The 23,480-nt window shown below is 35.5% G+C and carries 24 protein-coding genes and 1 pseudogene; 16 read left to right on the top strand and 9 right to left on the bottom strand.

Annotation, left to right across the window (positions count from 1 at the left end; genetic code table 11):
- Positions 1 to 169: 169 nt before the first annotated feature.
- The 5 genes from ybeD to L3081_RS08590 all read left to right on the top strand — a co-directional run bounded on the left by ybeD (position 170) and on the right by L3081_RS08590 (position 6,061).
- Positions 170 to 433, top strand: coding sequence for a DUF493 family protein YbeD (gene ybeD, locus L3081_RS08610; protein WP_242284920.1), 264 nt, complete (start codon positions 170 to 172; stop codon positions 431 to 433).
- A 98-nt stretch (positions 434 to 531) separates the two neighbouring features.
- The gene (gene lipB, locus L3081_RS08605; protein WP_242285700.1) at positions 532 to 1,152 is read left to right on the top strand and encodes a lipoyl(octanoyl) transferase LipB; all 621 of its coding nucleotides are present in this window, start codon (positions 532 to 534) and stop codon (positions 1,150 to 1,152) included.
- 79 nt (positions 1,153 to 1,231) lie between these two features.
- Complete coding sequence (gene lipA, locus L3081_RS08600) at positions 1,232 to 2,179, top strand: lipoyl synthase (protein ID WP_242285698.1); 948 nt, start codon at positions 1,232 to 1,234, stop codon at positions 2,177 to 2,179.
- Between the two features lie 558 nt (positions 2,180 to 2,737).
- Positions 2,738 to 5,269: a serine/threonine-protein kinase gene (locus L3081_RS08595; RefSeq protein ID WP_242284918.1), complete on the top strand. Its 2,532-nt coding sequence runs from the start codon at positions 2,738 to 2,740 to the stop codon at positions 5,267 to 5,269.
- A gap of 30 nt (positions 5,270 to 5,299) precedes the next feature.
- Complete coding sequence (locus L3081_RS08590) at positions 5,300 to 6,061, top strand: hypothetical protein (protein ID WP_242284916.1); 762 nt, start codon at positions 5,300 to 5,302, stop codon at positions 6,059 to 6,061.
- A 116-nt stretch (positions 6,062 to 6,177) separates the two neighbouring features.
- Here the strand turns inward: L3081_RS08590 and L3081_RS08585 are convergent, their stop codons facing one another.
- The 9 genes from L3081_RS08585 to L3081_RS26660 form a co-directional block, all read right to left on the bottom strand.
- Positions 6,178 to 6,567, bottom strand: a complete 390-nt coding sequence (locus L3081_RS08585; protein ID WP_242284914.1) for a DUF4280 domain-containing protein — start codon at positions 6,565 to 6,567, stop codon at positions 6,178 to 6,180.
- A 141-nt stretch (positions 6,568 to 6,708) separates the two neighbouring features.
- Positions 6,709 to 7,218, bottom strand: coding sequence for a DUF3592 domain-containing protein (locus L3081_RS08580; RefSeq protein WP_242284913.1), 510 nt, complete (start codon positions 7,216 to 7,218; stop codon positions 6,709 to 6,711).
- Positions 7,219 to 7,225: 7 nt separating this feature from the next.
- Positions 7,226 to 7,987, bottom strand: a complete 762-nt coding sequence (locus L3081_RS08575) for a hypothetical protein (protein ID WP_242284911.1) — start codon at positions 7,985 to 7,987, stop codon at positions 7,226 to 7,228.
- Positions 7,988 to 8,001: 14 nt separating this feature from the next.
- Complete coding sequence (locus tag L3081_RS08570) at positions 8,002 to 9,255, bottom strand: hypothetical protein (RefSeq protein WP_242284906.1); 1,254 nt, start codon at positions 9,253 to 9,255, stop codon at positions 8,002 to 8,004.
- Positions 9,256 to 9,273: 18 nt separating this feature from the next.
- Entirely contained in the window at positions 9,274 to 9,612 is a 339-nt protein-coding gene (locus L3081_RS08565) for a hypothetical protein (protein ID WP_242284904.1), read from the bottom strand.
- Between the two features lie 14 nt (positions 9,613 to 9,626).
- Complete coding sequence (locus L3081_RS08560) at positions 9,627 to 10,142, bottom strand: DUF4123 domain-containing protein (protein ID WP_242284903.1); 516 nt, start codon at positions 10,140 to 10,142, stop codon at positions 9,627 to 9,629.
- Positions 10,143 to 10,188: 46 nt separating this feature from the next.
- Entirely contained in the window at positions 10,189 to 11,130 is a 942-nt protein-coding gene (locus L3081_RS08555; protein WP_242284901.1) for a type VI secretion system Vgr family protein, read from the bottom strand.
- A 351-nt stretch (positions 11,131 to 11,481) separates the two neighbouring features.
- A complete protein-coding gene (gene tssI / locus L3081_RS08550) occupies positions 11,482 to 12,111 on the bottom strand; it encodes a type VI secretion system tip protein TssI/VgrG (RefSeq protein WP_338027283.1) in 630 nt (209 codons plus the stop codon).
- The gene (locus L3081_RS26660) at positions 12,087 to 12,386 is read right to left on the bottom strand and encodes a contractile injection system protein, VgrG/Pvc8 family (protein WP_274620380.1); all 300 of its coding nucleotides are present in this window, start codon (positions 12,384 to 12,386) and stop codon (positions 12,087 to 12,089) included. The genes tssI and L3081_RS26660 overlap by 25 nt, the downstream gene beginning before the upstream one ends.
- A 236-nt stretch (positions 12,387 to 12,622) precedes the next feature.
- On the opposite strand from L3081_RS26660, the gene tssA reads away from it, so the two are divergent.
- The 11 genes and pseudogenes from tssA (at position 12,623) to tssH (ending at position 23,374) form a co-directional block, all read left to right on the top strand.
- Positions 12,623 to 13,744: a type VI secretion system protein TssA gene (gene tssA, locus L3081_RS08545; protein WP_242284900.1), complete on the top strand. Its 1,122-nt coding sequence runs from the start codon at positions 12,623 to 12,625 to the stop codon at positions 13,742 to 13,744.
- Between the two features lie 91 nt (positions 13,745 to 13,835).
- Positions 13,836 to 14,345 carry a type VI secretion system contractile sheath small subunit gene (tssB, locus tag L3081_RS08540; protein WP_242284899.1) on the top strand — a complete coding sequence of 170 codons (510 nt, stop codon included), beginning with the start codon at positions 13,836 to 13,838 and terminating at the stop codon, positions 14,343 to 14,345.
- Positions 14,346 to 14,347: 2 nt separating this feature from the next.
- Positions 14,348 to 15,835: a type VI secretion system contractile sheath large subunit gene (tssC, locus tag L3081_RS08535; protein ID WP_242284898.1), complete on the top strand. Its 1,488-nt coding sequence runs from the start codon at positions 14,348 to 14,350 to the stop codon at positions 15,833 to 15,835.
- A 51-nt stretch (positions 15,836 to 15,886) separates the two neighbouring features.
- Positions 15,887 to 16,372 (top strand): Hcp family type VI secretion system effector, encoded by a 486-nt coding sequence (locus L3081_RS08530; protein WP_242284896.1) that lies wholly within the window; start codon positions 15,887 to 15,889, stop codon positions 16,370 to 16,372.
- Between the two features lie 91 nt (positions 16,373 to 16,463).
- Complete coding sequence (locus L3081_RS08525; RefSeq protein WP_242284894.1) at positions 16,464 to 17,252, top strand: type VI secretion system accessory protein TagJ; 789 nt, start codon at positions 16,464 to 16,466, stop codon at positions 17,250 to 17,252.
- Entirely contained in the window at positions 17,252 to 17,752 is a 501-nt protein-coding gene (tssE, locus tag L3081_RS08520; RefSeq protein ID WP_242284892.1) for a type VI secretion system baseplate subunit TssE, read from the top strand. Before L3081_RS08525 ends, tssE begins: the two co-directional genes overlap by 1 nt.
- Before the next feature lie 7 nt (positions 17,753 to 17,759).
- On the top strand, positions 17,760 to 19,106 hold the full coding sequence (gene tssF, locus L3081_RS08515; protein ID WP_274620379.1) for a type VI secretion system baseplate subunit TssF: 1,347 nt from the start codon (positions 17,760 to 17,762) through the stop codon (positions 19,104 to 19,106).
- Positions 19,070 to 19,453 carry a type VI secretion system baseplate subunit TssF gene (locus tag L3081_RS26655; RefSeq protein WP_338027282.1) on the top strand — a complete coding sequence of 128 codons (384 nt, stop codon included), beginning with the start codon at positions 19,070 to 19,072 and terminating at the stop codon, positions 19,451 to 19,453. Before tssF ends, L3081_RS26655 begins: the two co-directional genes overlap by 37 nt.
- Positions 19,426 to 19,635, top strand: a complete 210-nt coding sequence (locus L3081_RS26650; RefSeq protein ID WP_338027280.1) for a type VI secretion system baseplate subunit TssF — start codon at positions 19,426 to 19,428, stop codon at positions 19,633 to 19,635. Before L3081_RS26655 ends, L3081_RS26650 begins: the two co-directional genes overlap by 28 nt.
- Positions 19,599 to 20,615 carry a type VI secretion system baseplate subunit TssG gene (gene tssG / locus L3081_RS08510; RefSeq protein ID WP_242284891.1) on the top strand — a complete coding sequence of 339 codons (1,017 nt, stop codon included), beginning with the start codon at positions 19,599 to 19,601 and terminating at the stop codon, positions 20,613 to 20,615. The genes L3081_RS26650 and tssG overlap by 37 nt, the downstream gene beginning before the upstream one ends.
- Positions 20,616 to 20,642: 27 nt before the next feature.
- Positions 20,643 to 23,374: pseudogene (gene tssH, locus L3081_RS29345) on the top strand (type VI secretion system ATPase TssH).
- Positions 23,375 to 23,480: the final 106 nt, after the last annotated feature.

The following is a 23,480-nucleotide window of genomic DNA, read 5'->3' as shown; positions in this document are numbered from 1 at the left end:
AATCATACCTTCTACTGTGCTACTAGTTTTTTAAATCAATTTTTATATGGCTAATAGCCTTTTCACCTAAATTAATGATAAAATAATCCCATGAATTTTTTCAGAGTAACGTAACTGTGGGTATCCATGTGGTTACTTATTGATCGTCCTGACTTTTGTAGAGAAGAACATGAAAACCCATTTTGACGAATTATTAGATTTTCCAACAGTACTTCACTTTAAAGTGATGGGCGTTGCTTGTGATGAATTGCCTGACTTAATTATTGAAGAATTACAAAAGCATACACCTGGCGATTATACGACTAAAATAACGCCTAGCTCTAAAGGCAATTATCACTCGGTTTCAATTCCTGTAACCGTTACTAGTAAATATCATATAGAAACAATTTACAAAACCTTGAATGCTATAGAACAAGTACGTTACGTTTTATAACTTGTTTTATATAATTTTCAGCAGCTGTGAGATTTTTTGTGTCTAACCCTATCACAAGCCAGAACAAACATAATTTAGTCGTTCGCCAGTTAAATACCATGGATTACAGTAAAGTTTGGCATGCTATGCAAAGCTTTACTGATGAGCGTGGTGAGCAAACAATCGATGAATTATGGTTAGTTGAGCACCCCCCTGTTTTTACACAAGGACAAGCAGGTAAAGATGAGCATTTATTAATGCCAGGCGATATCGAAGTAGTTAAAGTTGATCGCGGTGGTCAAGTAACCTATCACGGCCCTGGACAGCAAGTTATTTATTTTATGATCAATTTACGCCGACGAAAAATGGGCGTAAGACAATTGGTCACATTAATTGAAAATGCAATTGTCGCATCCCTTAATGATTTTGGTATTACAGCTTATCCAAAACCCGACGCCCCTGGCGTTTACGTTAATGATAAAAAGATTGCCTCACTCGGACTGAGAGTGAGAAAAGGCTGCTCTTTTCATGGTTTGGCACTCAACGTCAACATGGATTTATCCCCTTTTTTACGCATAAACCCATGCGGGTATGCCGGACTTGAAATGATTCAAACGTGTGATATAAACGGCCCACAAAACATAACTGATGCAAGTAATGCTTTGGTTAAACATTTAGTTACTTTGTTAATAACAGACGAAGTAATATACCAAACAGGATTACCGAGTAATGAAGAGTAACAACATGCCAACTAATGATATGCAAGCCAACGATTGTAAAACATCCAGTACTAGCACAAAGCTAAATAGATCTGTAAAGATGGCTCCTGGCACTAAACTACGCGATGCCGATAAGTTGGCACATATCCCTATTAAAGTTGTGAGCTCTACCAAAGAAAGCATGTTGCGTAAACCTAGTTGGTTAAGAATAAAGCTACCACGTTCAAGTGATCGTATTGACAGTATTAAAGCAAATTTACGTAAGCATAATTTACACTCTGTATGTGAGGAAGCCTCTTGCCCTAACCTATCAGAATGCTTTAATCATGGTACTGCTACTTTTATGATTTTGGGTGATATTTGTACGCGTCGTTGTCCATTTTGTGATGTTGGTCATGGTAGACCGTTAGCAGTTGACACTGAAGAGCCGAAGAAATTAGCCTTAAGTTTGAAGGATATGGCATTAAAATATGTTGTAATTACATCTGTTGATCGCGATGATTTACGTGATGGCGGTGCACAACAATTTGCTGATTGTGTTAAAGAAATTCATGAACAAGCGCCTAACACTAAAATTGAACTTTTAGTGCCTGATTTCCGCGGGCGCATGGACAGAGCATTAGAAATACTTAATCAACACCCTCCCCATGTTTTTAATCACAATTTAGAAACAGCACCCCGCCTATACACAAAAGCCCGCCCTGGAGCCAATTACCAATGGTCTTTAGATTTATTAAAGAAATTTGGTGAGGCAAATCCAACAGTTAACACAAAATCAGGCTTAATGGTTGGTTTAGGTGAAACAAACGAAGAAATTCTGCAAGTGATGCGTGATTTACGAAGCCATGGTGTAACCATGTTAACAATTGGCCAATATTTACAACCCAGTAAAGATCATCTACCTGTTGAGCGTTATGTTCACCCAGATGAATTCAATATGTTTCAAGAAGAAGCGGTAAAAATGGGGTTTGAACATGCAGCTTGTGGACCGCTTGTCCGTTCTTCATACCATGCAGATAAACAAGCTGCAGGTGAAGAAGTTAAATAAACCAATAACTAAACACTTTGCAAAACACCTATAATTACATAACGTCATTGCTCAAGATAAAAGCTAGAATTAACTACTAGCTTTTATCTTAGAATAATTCCAATATCACTAACTACGTGATCATTTCTACTTACTAAACTCACCAACTACTTCGTTATTTATTTAATAATTTTAACAACTAGTTATTAAAATAAATGCCTTGTATTTGGCAATTTTTTCTACGTATAAAATAGATCACTTAATTAATGAAACTAATCATATAAACACAAATCAATTCTTTACCTACATATCTAATACATACACTCAAACTATGTTTAGTTGTTTATTTAAGACTTTATATTCAAAAAAATTTGTATAGATAAAACTTCTGTGCAATGTTAGTACGAAAAAGTCTGAAAATAATTCAACCCGTTATTAATAATCATTAAATAATCAATAAATTAATTTACTTAGGTGTATACTTTAATTAAATTAATGAAGTTACACGCTATATTCATAGTAATTAACGTCAAAAATAATAATTAATATATTTAACTTTGCGAGTAAAAAAGTATCAGCATGGATTGTAATTCAATAAAAATTAATGGCTATCAAATAAAAGAAGTGCTTGGTCACGGAGGTATGGCAACAGTATATTTAGCTATACAAGAAAGTTTTGATAGAAAAGTTGCCATTAAAATAATGGCGGAACAACTTTCCTCTGACGCCAGTTTTAAAGACCGTTTTTTACAAGAAGCTAAAATCGTTAGTCGATTAATTCATCCAAATATTGTTACCGTTTATGATGTCAGCGTAGTTAATAATCATCATTACTTATCAATGGAGTACATTGAAGGTGTAGATTTAAAAGAAAAACTTCACACCATTTCATTATTTCATTTAATTAAAGTTATCAAAGAAGTTGCTCTCGCTTTAGATTATGCAGGCAGAAAAGGTTATGTTCACCGAGATATAAAGCCCGAAAACATTATGATAAATAATGAAGATGGTCGTGCTGTTTTGATGGATTTTGGCATTGCAAAAGCGTTTGACAGTATAAGTGAGATGACTCAAACAGGTACTGCTATCGGCACACCTTATTATATGAGTCCTGAACAAGCTAAAGGGAAAGAAGTCGATTGGCGGTCAGATATTTACAGCTTAGGCGTCGTATTTTTTCAAGTATTAACGGGACAGCTTCCTTATCAAGGTGATTCCGCAGTGTCTGTCGGTATTATGCACCTAACCGATCCAATTCCCCCTCTTCCTGAGTATCTCCAAGATGTTTTTCAACCTATAATTGAAAAGCTCATGGCAAAATCACCTGAAGACAGATATCAAAATGGTGAAGATATCATCAAGGCACTCAATAATATTTCTGATGATGATTTAAATAAGATTAACGAACAATATACTCAAGATGGACATAGGGATAGCGGAGAACATGTCAATTATAATGTTTCTACACCTATATCAAATTCCGGTACTACCTCTGTTCGTAACTATACAAACACAAGAAACGAACAAGATGATGAAACCAAGATAGTCAACATTGCCCCTCAAGCGACTAAAAAGAAACCTACGGCTATAATATGGGCTATCGCTATTGCCGCTGTAGTTGTTGTAGGCATAGCAGCCTTCACTTATTTTAGCCCAAAAAATGACGAAAAGCTCAATGCATTAATTGAGAGTACAAAACTTATCGAACAACAATTAATAGATGCTAAAAAGAAAGAGGCTGATAATTTACTTGCCAAAAAAGCGCAAGAAACAAAAGAGGCCCAAGAGGCTAAAGCTGCTGAGGAAGCACAAGCAAACCAGATTCAGGAAAGATTACAAGGATTATTAAAGAAGGCAGATATTCAAGAACAACAGCTATCTAATAATCCAGATACTATTGATGAATTATATCAGACCTACCAACTCATTTCCTTGCTAGAAAATGAGCATCCTAAAGTGGTGAATGGTTATAAAACGATTCAAAATACTTATCTTGATCTGATTGAAGAACACATACTCAATAATGAATTAAAGCTTGCAACGAATAAATTAAATAAAATGCTACGTTCTTTTCCTGACATTGAAAATGACACGCAAATAGTATCAATTAAAGACAAAATTGCTACTATTTCTAACATTAGTCTTTTACTAGAGCAAGCCGGTAATCATTTGGCTAATAATACCCTATCAGGAACAAATGAAGTAAATGCTCATTCTTTATACAAAAAAGTGCTTGCTATATCTCCAAATAATAAGGAGGCTAAAGAGGGAATAATTAATATTAGTGATAAATATTATCAAAATATCAATCAATTAATAAAAGAAAAACGCTATAAGGAAGCATTGTCATCTGTTGATATTGCAGAAAACATTCATGCTGAATCTTCAAGTAAATTTACAGCATTGCGAAAAAAAATAGAAAGTCACCTTGATGAAAATGCACAAGTTCAAAAGAAACTTGAAGAAATAAAACAATTATTATTAGCCGCTAGCATTCAAAAAGAAAATGGGAACTTAGTCACTCCTAAAGGAGATAACGCATTATCTATTTATCAGCAAGTATTGCAAATAGATTCGAGCAATCAAGAAGCAGTGTTAGAAATAGCAGAATTAGAAAATCTACTTTTACGCAATGTTTCTGCACATATTACTGCTAAAAACTTCAGTAAAGCACAAGAGGAAATTGATTTTACAATTCAATACTTCCCAACAAGCGCAGAGGCACTTAATCAACAATTAGCACTAAACACCGCCATAAAAAAACTTGCAGATGCTCAAAAACCTAAAATAACTAAAGTTATAGTAAAAGGTACAGAATTTGCGGATATGTCTACAAGTGCTATACCTAAATTAAAAGCAGAAAGAACCATATACATTGGTTTTGAGTTTAGTACGTTTGGTGATAAAACTAACGTATTACAAGCTATACTTTATGCCGGTAGTATCAGTGATAAACTAAGCACAACAGCTGTTATTTTGTCACAAGATAAAGGCGTTAAGTATTTTAAAATATCCAGACCTGTTGCAGGCTTTTCCGAAGGAGGATATTTTATTGATTTTATGTTAAAAAATGAAAAAGTATCAAGTTATAAATTTTCAATAGAAAACTAAACATTACAATAAACATATATGGAGAATACTATGCGTTTAATCATTACTATTGTAGCGGTTACATCTTTATTAGTAGGATGTGGCTCTACAGGCAAAAATAACCCTCAAAGCGTCATAACAAATTTAGAAAATAAACTCGCACAAGAAAAGACAACCAACAATCAACTTTTTAATGAAAATCGCGTACTTAAATTAGATATTGAAAAACTAAATGGTGTGGTTTCAGTACTAGATACGGAAAAAGAGTCTAGAGTAAAAGAATCATCTGTATTAAGAAATCAAGTACGAAAATTTGTTCAAAATCAAATAAGTACTTTAAAAGAGTTTCTTGTTGAAGGTGATTTACTAGATTATATTGGCGGTGAACTTGTTCAACGCAACAATATTGAAAAAAACCCAATGACACTTGTTGACCTAAACAATAGAATTAATAGTTCAGGTGTGCTGACTGGGTTAGGCGCCTATGTGAATGCCCCATCAGATGTAAAAGTAAAAGTATTGCGTTATATTGAAAGTAATTTAGTCGTTGTTTGGGAAAGTAATCCAATAAAATTATACAAATTAGGTTTAACAAAACATCAATTTGTAAATTCTGTCAGTGTTGAAAAAGGCGATGTTATTGCTTATGAATTTAAACGTAATGTTGGTGTTGGTTACTCAGAAGGAACGGCTGATACTCGATATTCTTTAAACCCATTAACTTTGGGTGAAAGTATTCACGTTAATACGCTTACTGGCTCTAACAACAAACGAGCATTCTCTATTGGTGTTTATGGATTATTAAACCAATAAATAATAGCCAATTCGAATAACCTTAGCTAACTATTATCAATGGTTTAGCTAAGGTGTTCCTCTATATTCATACTAAAATTCAAGATTTTCTCCCCTTTACTCCCCCTCAAAAATTATCATGGAATCATCTCTTTAGTACACCCTGGATTAGTAATAGAAATAGTACCGGCAAACGCACACATGCATTTACTTGTGTTATTTAAAGCAGGGAAATTAGCAATCATCACGGTTGATGAACCTGGCGCCCAAGGTGCGGGAGTAACGGGTGTACAGGGCATAGGGGTTAATACGCCTAGAGCAGCGGCAGTTGCAGCCGCAACAGCCGGGTTTGCGGGTGATTTACACATTCCAAAGGGCATGATATTCACAAACGGTTTGTGATCCATAATATTGGCAGCGGGCTTATTTTCGGTAATAACTCTATTGATGGGCAAAACTATTAACGAGCTCGGTGAAAGCCCCATCGTACACATTAAACTAGCCCCCATATTAACTTGTATTGCCATATCCGCCCCAAAAACCTTTAATTATAAAGAAAGCTTAGGATTAACCATAGCTTAGTTAGAAATAAATGTACTCAATCCAAATGTTTTTTTCTAAAACACACTAAAAATAGCCATGCAGATAGGTATTAACGATCATTCATATTAATTCCCTTTAATAGCGAAAAAAATCAGGTATCCACCAAGTAAGCAAAATGATAATCCTGTAATTAAAACCCAAATTAATCCTGTTTTATATTCATACTTTAAAAAGCTATCTTTAGGATTATTTGGATTATAATAAACTTCAACTATTTTATGTATACCAAACATAGATTCAATATTAGTTGCTAATTCTGTGGGAATTTCTTCTGATTTCCTTTCCACAGAAAACATCCCTTCATTAGAGTATTCTGTTCCAACATACTCATGACCATCAATATTATATTTATATCTTAAATCTAACTTCCAGATAGGTGAAGATAAACCTCTAGAAGTTGGTCCGCCAGTTTTACTTTCATAAAACCCCTCTTTTAGTATAGCAGAAACGATCGTTGCATTGGATTTGGACCATTCTTTTTTGATATTCAAATTTGTGTAATTAACAAAATATAAATAACAACATAAACATCCTAAGACTAAAATTATGATCCCTGTAATTAATATTTTTATCATTATTCACCTAACAATAGTCCAACGACCAAAGAACTTTGCTAATAATCAGATCTAACATGTATTTTTTATTTGGTGTCTCAATTTGGATAATTGAACCTTTTTCATAAGTTTTAATAGAATATAATCGATTATTAGATAATGGCGTAATCAATAAATTTTCCCAATTAACCGTTAAGATTTTCCATTCAGGATCTGACCAAATATTTTTAAGATGCATAGCCAAACCTTGCTCAATTTGAGATTGAGTGATCCCCATAGCACTCGCTATTTCTCTGTGTTTAATTTGTAGGAATTTCATTATATTTGGGATATCAGTCGATTTAAAAAGTAAATATATCAACTTGAGCAATTTTACTATTTCGATTTTATCTGAATGAGATATTTCAGCAGTATTAGCTGATAACCACAACCAGTCTGTTGGCAAACCAATGACTTCAAACTCAAAAGATTTTACAATAGAATTTGTTATAGAAATGGGACTAATTTGTTCGTCCCAAGAATAATCAAGTAAAACGCCTTCTGTCCCAGGCTCTTTTCCTAACTCACCTTTAAGTAGCGTTACTTTAAAGTCTGATGTCACTATTTTACTTTCATCAGTTAATTTGTATAATTCCACATCTACTCTATTAGAGCCATTAATAAGCCACTGTGATATTTTAGATTGCTGCACAGAACGGCTTCCATCATCCCCTTCACTAACGGGAACACCATTAATATAAACTTTATAGCCTAATCCTATACATTGTGACTCTAATACATACTGTACCATTTAAAATTCCTAAATTAATTTGATAACACTGTGGACAGATCTAGTTTTAACGGTGATTTGTTTAGTGTTTGAGGGTCTACAATATTAAATTCTCTCTTAAACTCAATAATTCCCCAAGCAACTTCTATTGTTGCTTCACCTTTAATGCCCTCCCATAAAATATCAGCAACAATGGCAGGTTTATCTCCTTCACTATCAGCTTGTGCAACAATACTAATCCCTGTACCACCAGATGCTTCTACTTTCAATACAGAGTCATTTACTAAAAACAAACTAGCTCCAATCTTGCCCTCAATACTACCTTTAGCATCAATATAAGCGTCTGATTTATCTGGACTAACTTTAGCCCAGTGCCCATTTATTGACACTCCCCCACTAAATTCAGCAAATAAATAAAAATCACCATATTCCTTCATCCAATTAGGTAATGCAGCAGTGGGACCAAAAGGAATTCGAATTTTAGCCCCTAATAAAGGATTAAACCCAACACTAGCATCATACTTATAAAACGCCCTATTATCTTTAGGGTATTCCTCCCGACCGACAGTTAAATTTAATGTCCCTTCTAAAAATTGAAATTTTGGCTCCTTTAAATATTGCCCCAAAACATTATCAATAATATATTCAACTTTATCCTTGGCTGTTCGCCAAGCTTTACCGTCTATTTTGACACTAATTTTATCAGAAGGATATGCTCGTACGATCGTTGTTTTTCCTCCTGAACAAGATGTCGCTTTAATTGTATATTCATGAGGTACTATACTTGCGAGCCAAGTAGGTTTTCCTACTCGCCAAGACATCGCATTAAACTTTGCTGAACTACTCTTATATGTAGAAGATGTATAACCAGATACCCCCCAACGAGGGTGTTTTCCACAAGCATTACGGTATTTTGAATTAAGTGAGATTAAATCCCCTGTTTCTGAAGGTACAACTTCTAGCATGTTATGAATTGCCTTCCGACCATGCGAACATTGTACTGTGGAGTTGACAAGTTTGCATTGCTCACAGGGTAAAACGGCTCCTTTTACTGCCTTGTTAGAAACCGGTTTTTTTTTGGGTTTTGGTGTCGTCTGAGTTTTTTTTGCTGTGGGAACAGGTTCAACATTTGAATTATTTGCTGATTCATAGTGCTTTTTCCATTCTTGTCTATATTCTTCATGTTCTAGTGATGTAGCGTCAATCGGAATTTTTTTACCATTTTGGACCATCTCAGGATGATTTTTATAAAACTCTTTATTTGCTATAGAAACGGAGCCACTATTCAATTTTTTAACCTTCCATAATTAAGCTTCGATTATAAATGTTATATAATCATTAAGCTGTTCTATTTTCTCAGTACCGTCAATATCAGTATGATTCAAAATTTTTAAAGCCCAATCAAAAGTATTTGAGTTAGGAAAATCATCACCAAAACGGAGCCTTAAATATACAAACTGTTCAACATCTCTTTCGTTTAAAATTTCATATTCTTCACAATCATAAATACAGCAAATAATAAATGGTTTAAGTTTATCTTTGCTTTTCACTTCAAGTTCACTTAGCTCCAAAAACAAACTATCAATAAATTTGTTTTCATTAATTGAGCCAAAATGTTTAATTTGCTCATTTGTTATCGAGAACATATTCACACCTTTAGTTAAATTGAAAAATAATTAGATTCATTATTTGGATATAAGCTGCATATGCTGACACTATTGTCACAATATATAAACTTACATACTCCCTCAAACAATAGAAGCATTTGTTCAGGTGTGATAATTTTATAAAACTCTTTTATCACTCTTGGATCATAAAACCTAAAAACCATATTCTGGCCTTCAGGCGATTTCACCAAAAGTAGCTTTCTAATCTGTTTTCTAAACGCTTTAAAATCTAATTCTGAAGTAGCAAATATATTCCAGTTCTTATCCCAACCTTGTGTGATAAGCCAATCAGTAAAAGTAGAGTCGCGATCGAGCAACACCAAATAAGGGGCGACTTCTTGTAAATCAGGGGCTAACTCTCCACTCCACAAACATGCACTTTGCGGTTCCCAATCATAAATTTTAAACCGTAATTCAGGGCATGCTGCACCATCAATAATTGCATAAATATTCAGCTCATCTGAAAACAAGTATGTTTTAATTTTTTCAATAGCTTTTTTATCTAGCATGAAATATCCTTTTAGCTTTTTCTGTAATAATACATTATAACTAGATTCACTTTTTAGCAGCTTCGCATTGCTCACAAAATGGCGTACCACTTTCCGCAGCTTTCTGCATGACTTTAGCACGAGGACTATATTCTGTGGCCTTAACAGGCTTAATTTTTATTTTTTCGCCTTTAGCTTGTTTTGCTTTTGGTAAATCAGCTTTGCCCGGCGCACTAGCATTATCTGCGGCTAGTGCCTTTTCAGCTTCATCAGGCGAAGCAGGAGAACTCGGCTTTCCTGGACTAGCAGAACTAGCAGAGCCACCACTATTAATTTTGACCATGGGTCCACTAATATCAATCCCGCCGGGGCCTATAGCGATAAAACTTGAGCCTGCTTTTATACTGATACTCATGCCGGCTTCAAGGTTGATATTCATACCGCCTTTAATATCAATATTTTGACCTGCTTTAGCACCGTAATTTGAACCTGCATCTAACTTAATATCTGATCCTGCTTTTAAACTTTCACTTCCACCAATATCTTGGTTTCTATCCCCACCAATAGTGTAATTCTCATCTGCAGCAGTTTGTTGAATTATATTCGCTGCATATTGATTATGCACATCTCCCGTAACTCCCGTTAAAGAGTCTCCTTCAACAAGATAGTTATCATTTTCTTTAATAAATTCAAAACGGTTTTTTTCAACATTAATGTGTAATTCATTTCCTATCCATTCATATTGGCTATTTTTCACTCTAATATCTTGATTGCGCTCAGCATGAATAAATATTTGTTCTTCACCTTTTTTATCTTCTACACGGAACTCGTTAAATCCGCCGCCTCCTTTGCTTGTTCTAGTTTTCACACCAGAACGTGTTGCGTTTCTTGGTAATTTATAAGGCGGCATTGCTGAACCATTATAAACACTGCCAATAATAATGGGTTTATCTGGATCGCCATGTAAAAAATCAACCAGAACTTCTTGGCCTATCCGTGGTATTTGCATAGAACCCCGACCTTTACCGGCCAGGTTTGAGAAACACGAATCCAACATGAACTTTTTTCATCCGCTTCACCATACCTATCCCAATGAAAGAGTACTTTTACTCGACCATATTTATCAGTCCAAATTTCTTCTCCGACTTACCAACCACCATTGCTGTTTGGGGACCTGTTATTTTGGGCTTTACCGCTAATATTTGAGGTCGGTAAACAACGTTGGCAGGTATTGCAGTGTATATACAAGTGAATAGCTCTGTTTCATCTGTTGACGTCGCAATAAAATGATCAGATCTTAACGTACATGAAAAAGTTGTAATTAAGTATTTACTATTTTGATCTTCTCTATGATGATCTATTAAATCAAACTGTCCCCCACAAATAAACTACGATGATTACCCGCACCCGTTTTTACATCATATAAAGCATTTTCTTTTTCCATTAATATTTTAGTGTAATCAGTCCCTTTTGCTTTTTCAGAATATTTACCAGGGTATTTAAACTTTTTAAGTGCAGATAATGAAGATGTTTTAGGATCGGATGTAATTGAATCAAGGTTTTTCGATGGCGTGGTAAAATCATAATCGGTCAAACTAACGCCACCTGTACGAAGTTGTCTGTAATTTTTCCACTCGCTTATGCCTTCTAATTCGTTATGATAACTTGTCTCTTCTTTATCGAAATAGGGTATTTCACCGCACTCAGGTAACACGGAACTGTCATCTACTAAAACTAATATATGTTTCCCATTGGTATGACTAAAATAAAAATATATGCCTTCTTGCTCCATTATTCTTGAAACAAAATTAAAATCACTTTCATTATATTGAACAACATAATCCTGTGGGCTATAACTACTCGTCAGTTTATTTTCATAATCAGAAAAACCAAGCTCATCAAAAACCGCTTTAATAATATCAGGATAACTCATATCTTGAAAAATACGACAGTTTTCACTTAAGGTTAATAACCAAAACCAAGGTCGTATAATTGCGCCATAACAAGCGTTTCTATCAATATTTTCTTTTGAAAAAATTCAGTGACTATGCCATTAAAAAACCGACTCTCGTCTTGAGTTTCAAGCCGAACGGTAACATTTTGACCTAACAAATCATCTAATGCGATATCTTCATTATCACTCAATAATTCAACATCTATGGAGAAAGGTTTGCCGAGCTCCTCGAGTATTTCAGCTTTACGTAATATTAATACATCATCACCTAAAGGCGTTGAAATGGCAACTAAACGCTCTTGTTCTAGCATTTTCTATATCCTTTACATTACCTAATGGAATATTTGTTCAAAAATAAAATAGCTACACTGCCATTTTATTAACTTTTCAATATATATAAATACATTCTATAATAGACCCAAACGCTTTATCTTGTAGAATAAATTAAATTTACCTTCTTTTTTAAAATATTTTTTGCTTTAATTTTTTTTGTATTAAATTCATTATGCATAACTATTATAATTAAAAGCAAAGGATTTTTTTAACGATGAATTATGACGAACTAATTAGTTCCGAAGTTTCAGTCAATGATGTTTGTGGAGTCAACCTTGAGGATGATTCAAGTTTTCAAAATTTCTTTTTTGAATCAGAAGGTACTCCAGAAAGATTTGACGGACAAACAACAACTCCTGCAGAACCGCCAGATTGGCGTTCAGTCAAAAAAAACGCACTTGCTTTTCTAGAACAAACACACGATCTAAAACTAATTTCTATCTTTTCCCAAGCGGTACTCAATACCGAAGGCATCATTAAATTTGAAGAATGTCTTAGTGGCCTCGCTACATTAATTTCAAATCATTGGAAAGAACTCTACCCTCCTCTAGATGAAGACGATGGTGACCCAATGGAACGTATTTCAGCGTTAGGGCACTTAACAGACAAAGCTTTCATTATAAATATTATTAAAAACACCCCTATTATCAAATCAAAAGTTCTAGGTAACATCTCATTACAGCTGATAGATAGAGCGACAGATCCCTCAACTAAAAAAACGGATGCTGATTTAGAAATCACACAAGTGAAGGGGGGATTCAAAGACAGTGATAGTGACGAATTACTTGCTACCTATACAGCAACTATGCAGTGTATTTCACACCTAAATTCTATAGATCAAGCATTTATAGAAAATGCCAGTAATGAGTACAATGTTAATTTTGATGCCACTACTGAAGTGTTAACACACTTAGCTGCAACCATTAAAAAATACGGAAATCTTAACACAGACATCGTTGAGCCTCATGAAGAAATTTCAGATTCAACAGATTCTGATGTAAACAGTGAGATTCCCCTAGCCAATCAAAATGTAGCAAGTGAGCCAAAAATGAATGGTCCGTCTTTTGACAGTAGTAATATGAGATTATCTTCTCGTCAAGATGTTGAGCGTTGTTTTGATCTAATATGTGCTTATTATGAAGAGTTCGAACCTTCAAGTCCTATTCCTATCTTAATAAAACGTTCACAAAAATTAGTTAATCTAGATTTTCTTGAGATCGTTAAAGACATCTTTCCTGATGCATTAGACCAAGTATATAAATTAGGTGGAATTTCAGAAAGTGATACTGAAATAGTTAATGAATCAAGTTCGAGTTCATCTCAAAGTTCGTGGTAAAAAGTAGTAGGAATATAAGACAAACCTTAATTCAGTACCTATACTGAATAATTATCAATTAGATTAATAATAAAATAGCAGGAGAACTAACGTGGCAAGTGGTCAAAAATTTATCGGGCGCAATAGAGCGCCACGTGTACAAATCGATTACGATGTAGAACTATATGGTGCAGAGAAAAAAGTTCAAATTCCTTTTGTTATGGGTGTTATGGCTGATTTAAGTGGTAATCCAGAAGAACCTTTAGCACCAATTTCTGAGCGAAAGATATTAGAAATTGATGTTGATAACTTTGATGACCGTTTAAAAGCATCAAAACCTAGAATACAAATGAGTGTCCCAAACACTTTAACCGGTGAAGGAAACTTAGCGGTAGAAATGAACTTTGAAAGTATGGATGACTTTTCTCCTGAAGCTATAGCTAAAAAAACAGATGGTCTAAAACAATTATTAGAAGCCCGAACGCAATTAGCAAACCTAGTAACTTATATGGACGGTAAAGAAGGGGCTGAAGAATTGATCGCAAAAGCATTAGCTGATCCTTCTTTATTGGCAACGTTAAGTGCCTCGGCTAAACCACAAGATGAAGACAGCGGAGAATAACAATGGCTGAACAAGAAGCAAGTCAACAAGAAACAGCTTGGGAAGATTTAGATAGCAATAGCTTTGCCTCCCTACTTCAAAAAGAATTCAAACCAAAATCAGATCATGCAAAAAGTGAAGTAGAAAATGCAGTTCATACTTTAGCAGGCTACGCACTGGAAGATGCAAATATTATTTCAGATGATACTGTTCATTCAATTGAAGCCATCATCGCTGAAATTGATAAAAAGTTGACTTCTCAAGTAAATGAAATATTGCATCATGAAGATTATCAAAAGCTTGAAGGTACGTGGCGTGGTTTACATTATCTTGTAAACAATACAGAAACTGATGAATATTTAAAAGTTCGTGTTTTTAATATCTCTAAAAAAGAATTAGGAAAAAACCTGAAAAAATTTGCAGGTACTGCTTGGGATCAAAGCCCTATTTTCAAAAAATTCTATGAAGAAGAGTATGGACAATTTGGGGGGGAACCCTTTGGAGCAATTGTCGGTGATTACTATTTTGATAATAGCCCTGCCGATGTAAATTTATTGACAAATATGTCGAAAGTTTGTGCCGCGTCACACTCCCCATTTATTACAGCCGCATCCCCAGGATTACTTCAACTGGATAACTGGAGTGAACTTAGCAATCCTCGTGATTTAACTAAAGTATTTTCAACACCTGATTTCGCGTCTTTTAGATCATTACGTGAAACAGAAGATGCTAAATATATTTCTTTGACCATGCCTAGAGTTCTTTCTCGCTTACCTTACGGTGATAAAACTGATCCTGTAGAAGCATTTGACTTTGAAGAAGATGTTACAGGTCCCGATTCATCTAAATATGCCTGGACCAACGCGGCTTACTCTATGGCGGTTAATATTAATCGTTCATTTAAAGAATATGGTTGGTGTTCTCGAATTCGCGGTATTGAATCTGGCGGCGATGTACAAGGTTTGCCAGTTCATACATTTCCAAGTGATGATGGCGGCGTCGACATGAAATGTCCTACTGAAGTTGCTATTAGTGATCGCCGAGAAGCCGAATTATCCGCATGTGGCATGATGCCTCTTATACATCGTAAAAATAGTGATATGGCCGCTTTCATTGGTGCTCAATCATTACAAAAACCGGCTGAGTATGATGATCCAGATGCCACAGCAAACGCAGCATTAGCCGCTAGATTACCCTACCTATTTGCAACCTGTCGTTTTGCACATTATCTAAAATGTATAGTGCGTGACAAAGTAGGCTCATTCAAGGAACGTGACGAAATGGAACGTTGGTTACAGAGTCGGGTAAATAATTATGTTGATGGCGCTCCTGCAACGTCAACAGAAGAGACCAAAGCAAGAAAACCTTTGGCCGCCGCAGAAGTAGTAGTAGAAGAAGTAGAAGGAAGCCCTGGATATTACAGCGCTAAATTCTTCCTAAGACCACATTATCAACTAGAAGGTTTAACTGCATCATTACGTTTGGTGTCTAAACTTCCTTCAGAGAAATAATGTTGGCGATAAATTTAACTTAACTTATATGTAATATAAAGGAGAATACCGATGGCTGTTGATATGTTCTTAAAATTAACTGACATAGAGGGTGAAGCACAAGATAATACCCATGGAAAAGAAATTGACGTACTAGCATGGTCTTGGGGAATGTCACAAAGTGGTACCTTCCACGCAGGTGGTGGTGGTGGTTCAGGTAAAGCCAACTTTCAAGATATCAGTATAACTAAATATGTAGATAAAGCATCTATGACCCTTATGGGTAAAGTTGCTACGGGTGAACATATTGCTGAAGCAACTTTGATCGTTCGCAAGGCCGGTGGCAAAGATCCTCTAGAATACATAAAAATTGATATGAAAAAAGTTATGGTAACTTCTGTTTCAACAGGTGGTTCAGGTGGTGAAGATAGATTAACTGAAAATATCACTTTGAATTTTGCAGAAGTGGCAACACACTACAAACCTCAAACTGAAAAAGGCGCAGATGAACCGGCAATTGATTTTGAATGGAACATTGCTAAAAACGCGACTAAGTAAATAAACAAGTCACCCATTCAGTATTTTTATTTGATGGGTGACTTTTTACTCCATTTAGTTACCAATACCATAAATAACAAGAAGTATAATAATGGATGCTGCAAGCCTATTAAAAGAAGGTAATTTAGCTGACTGTAAAACGCAGTTATTTAATGAGATAAAAAAAGATCCAAGCAACGTCGAATTACGCATTTTCTTATTTCAACTATCTTGTATCAACCGAGATTGGTCCCGTGCAAAAACTCAACTAGACGTTTTAAAAGATTTATCTGATTCAACGTTAGCTATGGTCAATACTTACCAACAGTTAATTGAATGCGAACAAAAACGCGAAATAGTCTTATCGGGTGAAAAAGAACCTATTTGTTTTGGCGAGCCTTCAAATTGGCTAGTTTATTATGTAAAAGCTTACCAACAATACAGTTTAAATAATATTAAAGAGGCAAATCAACTATTACAAGAAGGAGCAGAATTAGCACCTGCTATTTCAGGCTCAGTAAATGGCGTACCTTTTGAATGGTTAAGTGATGGCGATGTCCGTTTTGGTCCTTCTATCGAAGTTATGCTTAATGGGGGATATTATTGGTTGCCATTAGAATATGTTGCTGAAATAAACTTTGAACCCGTAGAAGATTTACGTGACTTAGTGTGGCGACCTGCAAATTTAACCCTGAAAAATAAAGGACAGCTTATTGCTTTCATTCCTGTTCGTTATCCCGTCAATGCTAATACAACTGACTTACAGCTATTAGCAAGAACATGTGACTGGCAAGAGCCCAATGAAAACTTTTATATCGGTAACGGTCAACGTGTGTTGGTAACAGACCAAAATGAATACCCTATACTCGATATAGACTCAATCAAATTTAACCATGTCTGATGCCTGAACTTTCTCAAAAAGAGCGCTTACAACTTTCTTTACTAGATCGGTTATCTGATGATGAGCCCAACAAAAAAAATGAATCACGAGATAAACGAGTTATTTCTGTTTCAAGATTAAAGTCCTTGGTACAACGTGACTTAGCATGGCTACTTAATAGTGTTGCTGCATCAGCCAATATGGACTTGAGCGAATATCCTGAAGTTGCGAAGTCAACCTTAAATTATGGCATTATCGATCTTTCCGGGGATAGTAGCATTGTCTATAGCCCCAAATATATTGAAAGAGAGCTTGTAAAATGCATAAAACATTACGAGCCTCGTATTATCCCCAAATCGCTTAAAATAAAAATAACAGTCGATGACAAAGAAATGAACAGTAATACTTTATCCTTTGAAATTTCCGGTGATTTATGGGCTCAACCTTTACCTTTACAATTATTCCTAAAAACTGAAGTGGATATTGAAAATGGTAGTGTCAAACTCAATAATTGGAATTAAATAGATAATGGATGCAAAATTCTTAGACTTTTATAATCAAGAATTAAAATTCATTCGGGAAACCGGAGCTGAATTTGCCAAAGAGTACCCCAAAATTGGCGGCCGAATTGGCTTAGATGGTTTTGATTGTTCAGATCCTTATGTTGAAAGGCTTCTAGAAGGATTTGCTTTTCTTTCAGCTCGTATTCATTTGAAATTAGACGCCTCATTTCCCAAATTTACTCAACATTTAATGGAACAATTGTTTCCAAGTTTTTTACAGCCAACACCATCCATGTTAATAGCACAATTCAACCCAGATTTTGATGAAGGCAGCTTAGTGGAAGGTGTGAAAATACCAAGGCAAACAGCTTTACATAGCCTTTTAGGAAAGGGTGAACAAACTGCATGTGAATACAGAACTTCACATGACATCACCCTTTGGCCAATCAAGCTATCGAAGGCCGAATTTATCAATGCTCAAGAACTTTCCACCTATACAACCAATACATCATTAGGCTTTACTCCAAAAACAGCAATCATGCTAACCCTTGAGACAGCCCCTGGGATTAAATTTTCAGAGATAGCGCTAGATTCACTGATGTTACATATCCGTGGTACTGAATCTTTTCCATTATACTTATTTGAAGCCCTGTTTAAAGGCTACCAAGGCTGCCTTTATAAAAGCAGTAGCATGAAATGGCGTAAACAAGAAGCTCAAACAAATATAACCGCTCATGGCTTTAGTAAAGAAGAGGCATTAACACCCTATTGTAATCGTCAATTTGATGGTTTTCGCTTAATCAAAGAATATTTTGCCTTTTCTAAACGTTATTTATTTTTATCTTTAAATAACTTACAAAGCACATTAAAACAGTGCCATGAAGAAAAAATTCAATTATTACTGATGCTTGATCATAATGATACGCGACTTGAAAACCTAATCTCGGCAGACAATTTTGCGCTTCATTGTTCACCTGCCATAAATCTATTTCCTAAACGTGCCGAGCGTATAAATGTTTCTCGTTTGAACAATGATTTTCATGTTGTACCCGATAAATTAAGACCACTTGATTTTGAAGTTTGTTCTATAAACAACATAAAAGGCTTTAGCTCGAACCTTGATGCTACCACTGAATTCTTACCTTTATATGGTGGTGATGAAGCCAATAGTGCTCACCAGAATGCTTTTTATACGACGAGTAGAGATACACGTAATTTAAACGTAAATCAGCGTAAATTCGGGCATCGTTCCGGCCTATATAGGCACCGAAGTTTACCTTTCGTCAAGTTGATCCAAAAAATGCACCTTATGCGAATAGTTTACGCCAATTATCTATTGATACATTATGCTGTAATCGAGATTTACCGTTAATGATGCCTTTAGGTAAAAGTAAAACTGATTTTACCATTGAAACCGGTGCACCATGTGAATCTGTGCGTTGTGTAGGTGAGCCAACAAGACCTACATCGCCACTATCAGAAGGAAATGTGGCATGGGATCTGATCAACCAATTATCAATTAATTTTTTGGGCATAAATGATGACGAATCAACCTCTGCCCTATCGAAACTAAAAACATTGCTTGGGTTAATGATGAATAAAAAAGATCATGCTCAAAGTAAACAGATTGACGGGATTATCGACTTAAAAACACATCAAATAACCGACCGTCTACCTTTTGCTTTGGTCCAATATGTTTTGGCAGAGGTATTGCAATAGAATTAACAGTAGATGAACTGGCTTACGAAGGTAATAGTGTTTTCATGTTAGGCATGATATTAGATCAATTTTTCGCCCAATATGTCAGCATCAATTCATTTACACAACTTATTTTGATCTCATCAGATCGCGGAGAAATATATCGATGGCCAATTCGAATCGGCTTGCGAAGCGCTATTTAGAAGATTTATCAAAAAATCCTGACGAGCTCTACCAACAAGGGTTTGCTCCGCTTTTAAGGTATCTTGATGCTAATGCGCCATTAGCATCTCGTATTGGCTATTCAATTTCACCCAAGCAAGATTTTGTTCGTTTTGGACAAACGCCTTTATTGCATTTTCATTCATCTGCTTTTACCAACGTTAAGTTAAATAGTACCACTGGGGATTATAAATTAAAAAATAGTTATTGGGGCATGTTAGGTATCAATGGTCCATTACCTTCTCACTTAACTGAATATGCTATTGAAAGAAATTATCGACTCAAAGATACTACATTTACCGAATTTCTAGATATATTTAATCATCGTTTTATTTCTTTATTCTATCGCGCATGGGCGGATGCAGAACCAACGGTCAGTCATGATAGATCTGAGCAAGATAACTTTAAAAAACGACTTGGGGCAATTTCTGGTGAATCTTCAGCTGTTCCAGATAGTTTTAATCAAAATAAAAATATTCATCAATACCTTGTTGGCTTATATAGTCAAAAAAATCGCAGCGCTAAAACACTTTGCCAAATATTATCTGAATATTTAAAACTTGATGTATCGATCGACGAATATCAAGGGTGTTGGTACGAATTACAAGAAAGTGAGCAAACAAAATTAGGTTGTCTTAATGCCACATTGGGTGTTGATAGTATTATTGGTTCAAAAACATTTCAACGAAGTTTTAACTTTGCGATCAATGTCGGTCCCGTCGATTATAAAGACTATATCCGGCTACTTAATAACGAACATCAATTAAAAACAATAATTGAATTAACCCAAAAGAGTGTTGGGCAAGAATACGAATTTACAATCAATTTTATATTAAAGCCACAACAAACAAAAGCTTGCCAATTAGGCTCGGCAAAGCTTGGTATAAATTCATGGAGTCAAGATAAGTTTAGCCACTTAACGCAGTTGAATCCCATTTTAACCTATAAAAAAGCATGTTAAATAATAAATGATTTAGGGAGTAAAAATATGGCTGAAATAAGTCGAGTTAACCTTTTTGGAAAGTTAAATCCTATTGCATATAAAGCAATTGAAAGTGCAACCGTTTATTGTAAACTACGCGGAAATCCTTATGTAGAGCTTGTACATTGGTTTCAACAAATCCTGCAATTACAGGACTCCGATCTACATAAAATAATTCAACACTTTGACATAAACCCATCAATCCTTGCTAAAGACATGACGAATGCTTTAGATGCTTTACCGCGTGGCGCTACTTCTATATCTGATCTATCAAGTAAAATAGAAGACTCTATTGAGCGTGCTTGGGTATATGGCAGTTTAGTTTACGGTGACTCAAAAGTACGCATGGGTTACATCATTTTAGGTATGCTAAAAACGCGTGATTTAAAAAATAGTTTATTAGCAATGTCTGGTGAATTTGCCAAAATCAAAGTAGAAAAATTTGGTGATGATTTTAACGAAATAGTATCGGGATCGTGCGAAGATAATACACAAGCTACCGATGGCTCTTCGCTTGGTGGACATGAACCCGGTACGGCCGATGCTATGTCGCCTGCCACCATGGGAAAACAAGAAGCTCTTAACCAGTTCACCACGAATCTAACTGAACAAGCAGCCAACGGCGAATTAGATCCTATTATAGGTCGAGACGAAGAAATCCGTCAGCTTATTGATATTTTGATGCGACGCCGCCAAAACAACCCAATACTAACAGGTGAAGGCGGGTGTTGGTAAAACTGCCGTGGTGGAAGGCTTTGCCCATCGCATAAATAAAGGCGATGTTCCTCCGGCATTAAAAGATGTAAAACTACTCTGTTTAGATATTGGCTTGCTTCAAGTCGGTGCGAGTATGAAAGGCGAGTTTGAGAATCGCCTAAAACAAGTAATAGAAGAAGTAAAAGCATCTCCAACGCCTATTATCATGTTTATAGATGAAACTCATACTTTGGTTGGTGCAGGTGGCGCGGCAGGAACAGGTGATGCCGCTAACTTATTAAAACCAAACATTAGCTCGTGGTGAATTACGCACTATTGGGGCAACAACCTGGGCAGAGTATAAAAAACATATTGAAAAAGATCCTGCATTGACTCGTCGTTTCCAAGTGGTCAAAGTGGAAGAGCCTGATGAAGAAAAAGCGATATTAATGCTACGTAATATTCTTGGTATGCTTGAAAAACATCATCATGTTGAAATGCTTGATAAGGCCATTGAAGCTGCAGTCAAACTTTCTCATCGTTATATTCCTGCGCGTCAATTACCTGATAAAGCGGTTAGTTTACTCGATACAGCAGCAGCAAGAGTCGCGGTTAGTCAATTTGCCACCCCGACTGAATTAGAAGATTGTAAACAACGTATTGAAAATTTAACGGTTGAACAAAATATTCTTGAAAAAGAAGCAGCTATTGGCGTAGTCAATCAAAAACGTATGGACGATATCGTCGAGTGTCTTTTATTTGAAAAAAATAAAGAGCAAGCACTTAATGAAAAATGGCAACAAGAAAAAGAAGTAGTTGATGCTGTTTTAGCATCTAGACGAAAATTGCGTGACTTGCTTACCGAACAAAAAGCATCCGTATTACAAGTTGCCGAGAATGCGCTAAATGATGACGGAACACCTATTGAAGTTATTGATAATTCACAAGCTATTTCAGAAGCCCAAAAAGAACTTGATGAACAACATAATAAGTTAAAAGAACTACAGGGTGAATCACCTTTAATCCTCCCTGCTTGTGACGAACAAGCTGTCGCCTCAGTGGTAGCTGACTGGACAGGTGTTCCTGTTGGCAAAATGGTTAATGATGAAATTAACACCGTGCTTAATTTAGGCGGCATCATGAAAAAACGTGTTATCGGTCAAGATCATGGTATGGAGATGATCGCAAAACGTATTCAAACCTCACGTCTTGGCTTAGATAATCCGAATAAACCCATTGGTGTCTTTATGTTATGTGGTCCTTCTGGTACGGGTAAAACAGAAACCGCGCTAGCGTTAGCAGAGTCCTTATACGGTGGAGAGCAAAATGTTATTACCATTAACATGAGTGAATTCCAAGAAGCACATACCGTATCGACCTTAAAAGGCGCTCCTCCAGGTTACGTTGGTTATGGTGAAGGCGGTATTTTAACTGAAGCTGTTCGTCGCAAACCTTATTCTGTTGTTCTTTTGGATGAAGTTGAAAAAGCCCATTCAGACGTACATGAAATTTTCTTCCAAGTATTTGATAAAGGTGTGATGGAAGATGGTGAAGGTCGAATGATTGACTTTAAAAATACGTTAATTCTGCTAACCTCAAATGTAGGCAGCGATTTAATCATGAATATGTGTAAAGATCCTGAGCTAATGCCAGAACCTGATGGCATAGCTAAAGCATTACGAGAGCCTCAATTAGGCGTATTCCCTGCTGCTTTATTAGGACGAATAGTAACAATTCCATATTATCCACTGTCTGATGACATGATCAAAGCCATCACAACACTTCAACTCGATAGAATTAAAGACCGGGTTGAAACAGGACAAGGAATTGAGTTTAACTATGATGATGCTGTTGTTGATCTTGTCGTTAGTCGTTGTACTGAATTAGAGAGTGGTGGACGAATGATCGACTCTATTTTAACCAATACACTTTTACCTGAAATTAGTAATAAATTCTTAACGCATATGTTAGAAGGTTCGCCAATTAGCAAAGTAAGTGTAAGTGCTAAAGACGGTGAGTTTATTTATACATTGGCACATTAATAAATAGGTAATGAGTTAATAGAATAATCAATTAATCCCTCTGTATTAATTGATTATTCAGCTCTTAATTCATTCATATTAAAAATAATATTTAAAAGGACAGGAA

Source organism: Colwellia maritima, from assembly GCF_022669015.1.
In the GTDB taxonomy this organism is placed as follows: Bacteria; Pseudomonadota; Gammaproteobacteria; order Enterobacterales; family Alteromonadaceae; genus Colwellia; species Colwellia maritima.
The sequence above is the reverse complement of the archived record's forward strand: the minus strand, read 5'-3'. Positions and strand labels throughout refer to the sequence as shown.

Bases quoted from the DNA above. Each gene is read 5' to 3' on its own strand.
- ybeD (WP_242284920.1), top strand. From the start codon at position 170: ATGAAAACCCATTTTGACGAATTATTAGATTTTCCAACAGTACTTCAC.
- lipB (WP_242285700.1), top strand. From the start codon at position 532: ATGGATTACAGTAAAGTTTGGCATGCTATGCAAAGCTTTACTGATGAG.
- lipA (WP_242285698.1), top strand. From the start codon at position 1,232: ATGGCTCCTGGCACTAAACTACGCGATGCCGATAAGTTGGCACATATC.
- L3081_RS08595 (WP_242284918.1), top strand. From the start codon at position 2,738: ATGGATTGTAATTCAATAAAAATTAATGGCTATCAAATAAAAGAAGTG.
- L3081_RS08590 (WP_242284916.1), top strand. From the start codon at position 5,300: ATGCGTTTAATCATTACTATTGTAGCGGTTACATCTTTATTAGTAGGA.
- L3081_RS08585 (WP_242284914.1), bottom strand. From the start codon at position 6,567: ATGGCAATACAAGTTAATATGGGGGCTAGTTTAATGTGTACGATGGGG.
- L3081_RS08580 (WP_242284913.1), bottom strand. From the start codon at position 7,218: ATGATAAAAATATTAATTACAGGGATCATAATTTTAGTCTTAGGATGT.
- L3081_RS08575 (WP_242284911.1), bottom strand. From the start codon at position 7,987: ATGGTACAGTATGTATTAGAGTCACAATGTATAGGATTAGGCTATAAA.
- L3081_RS08565 (WP_242284904.1), bottom strand. From the start codon at position 9,612: ATGTTCTCGATAACAAATGAGCAAATTAAACATTTTGGCTCAATTAAT.
- L3081_RS08560 (WP_242284903.1), bottom strand. From the start codon at position 10,142: ATGCTAGATAAAAAAGCTATTGAAAAAATTAAAACATACTTGTTTTCA.
- L3081_RS08555 (WP_242284901.1), bottom strand. From the start codon at position 11,130: ATGCAAATACCACGGATAGGCCAAGAAGTTCTGGTTGATTTTTTACAT.
- L3081_RS26660 (WP_274620380.1), bottom strand. From the start codon at position 12,386: ATGCTAGAACAAGAGCGTTTAGTTGCCATTTCAACGCCTTTAGGTGAT.
- tssA (WP_242284900.1), top strand. From the start codon at position 12,623: ATGAATTATGACGAACTAATTAGTTCCGAAGTTTCAGTCAATGATGTT.
- tssC (WP_242284898.1), top strand. From the start codon at position 14,348: ATGGCTGAACAAGAAGCAAGTCAACAAGAAACAGCTTGGGAAGATTTA.
- L3081_RS08530 (WP_242284896.1), top strand. From the start codon at position 15,887: ATGGCTGTTGATATGTTCTTAAAATTAACTGACATAGAGGGTGAAGCA.
- L3081_RS08525 (WP_242284894.1), top strand. From the start codon at position 16,464: ATGGATGCTGCAAGCCTATTAAAAGAAGGTAATTTAGCTGACTGTAAA.
- tssE (WP_242284892.1), top strand. From the start codon at position 17,252: ATGCCTGAACTTTCTCAAAAAGAGCGCTTACAACTTTCTTTACTAGAT.
- tssF (WP_274620379.1), top strand. From the start codon at position 17,760: ATGGATGCAAAATTCTTAGACTTTTATAATCAAGAATTAAAATTCATT.
- tssG (WP_242284891.1), top strand. From the start codon at position 19,599: ATGGCCAATTCGAATCGGCTTGCGAAGCGCTATTTAGAAGATTTATCA.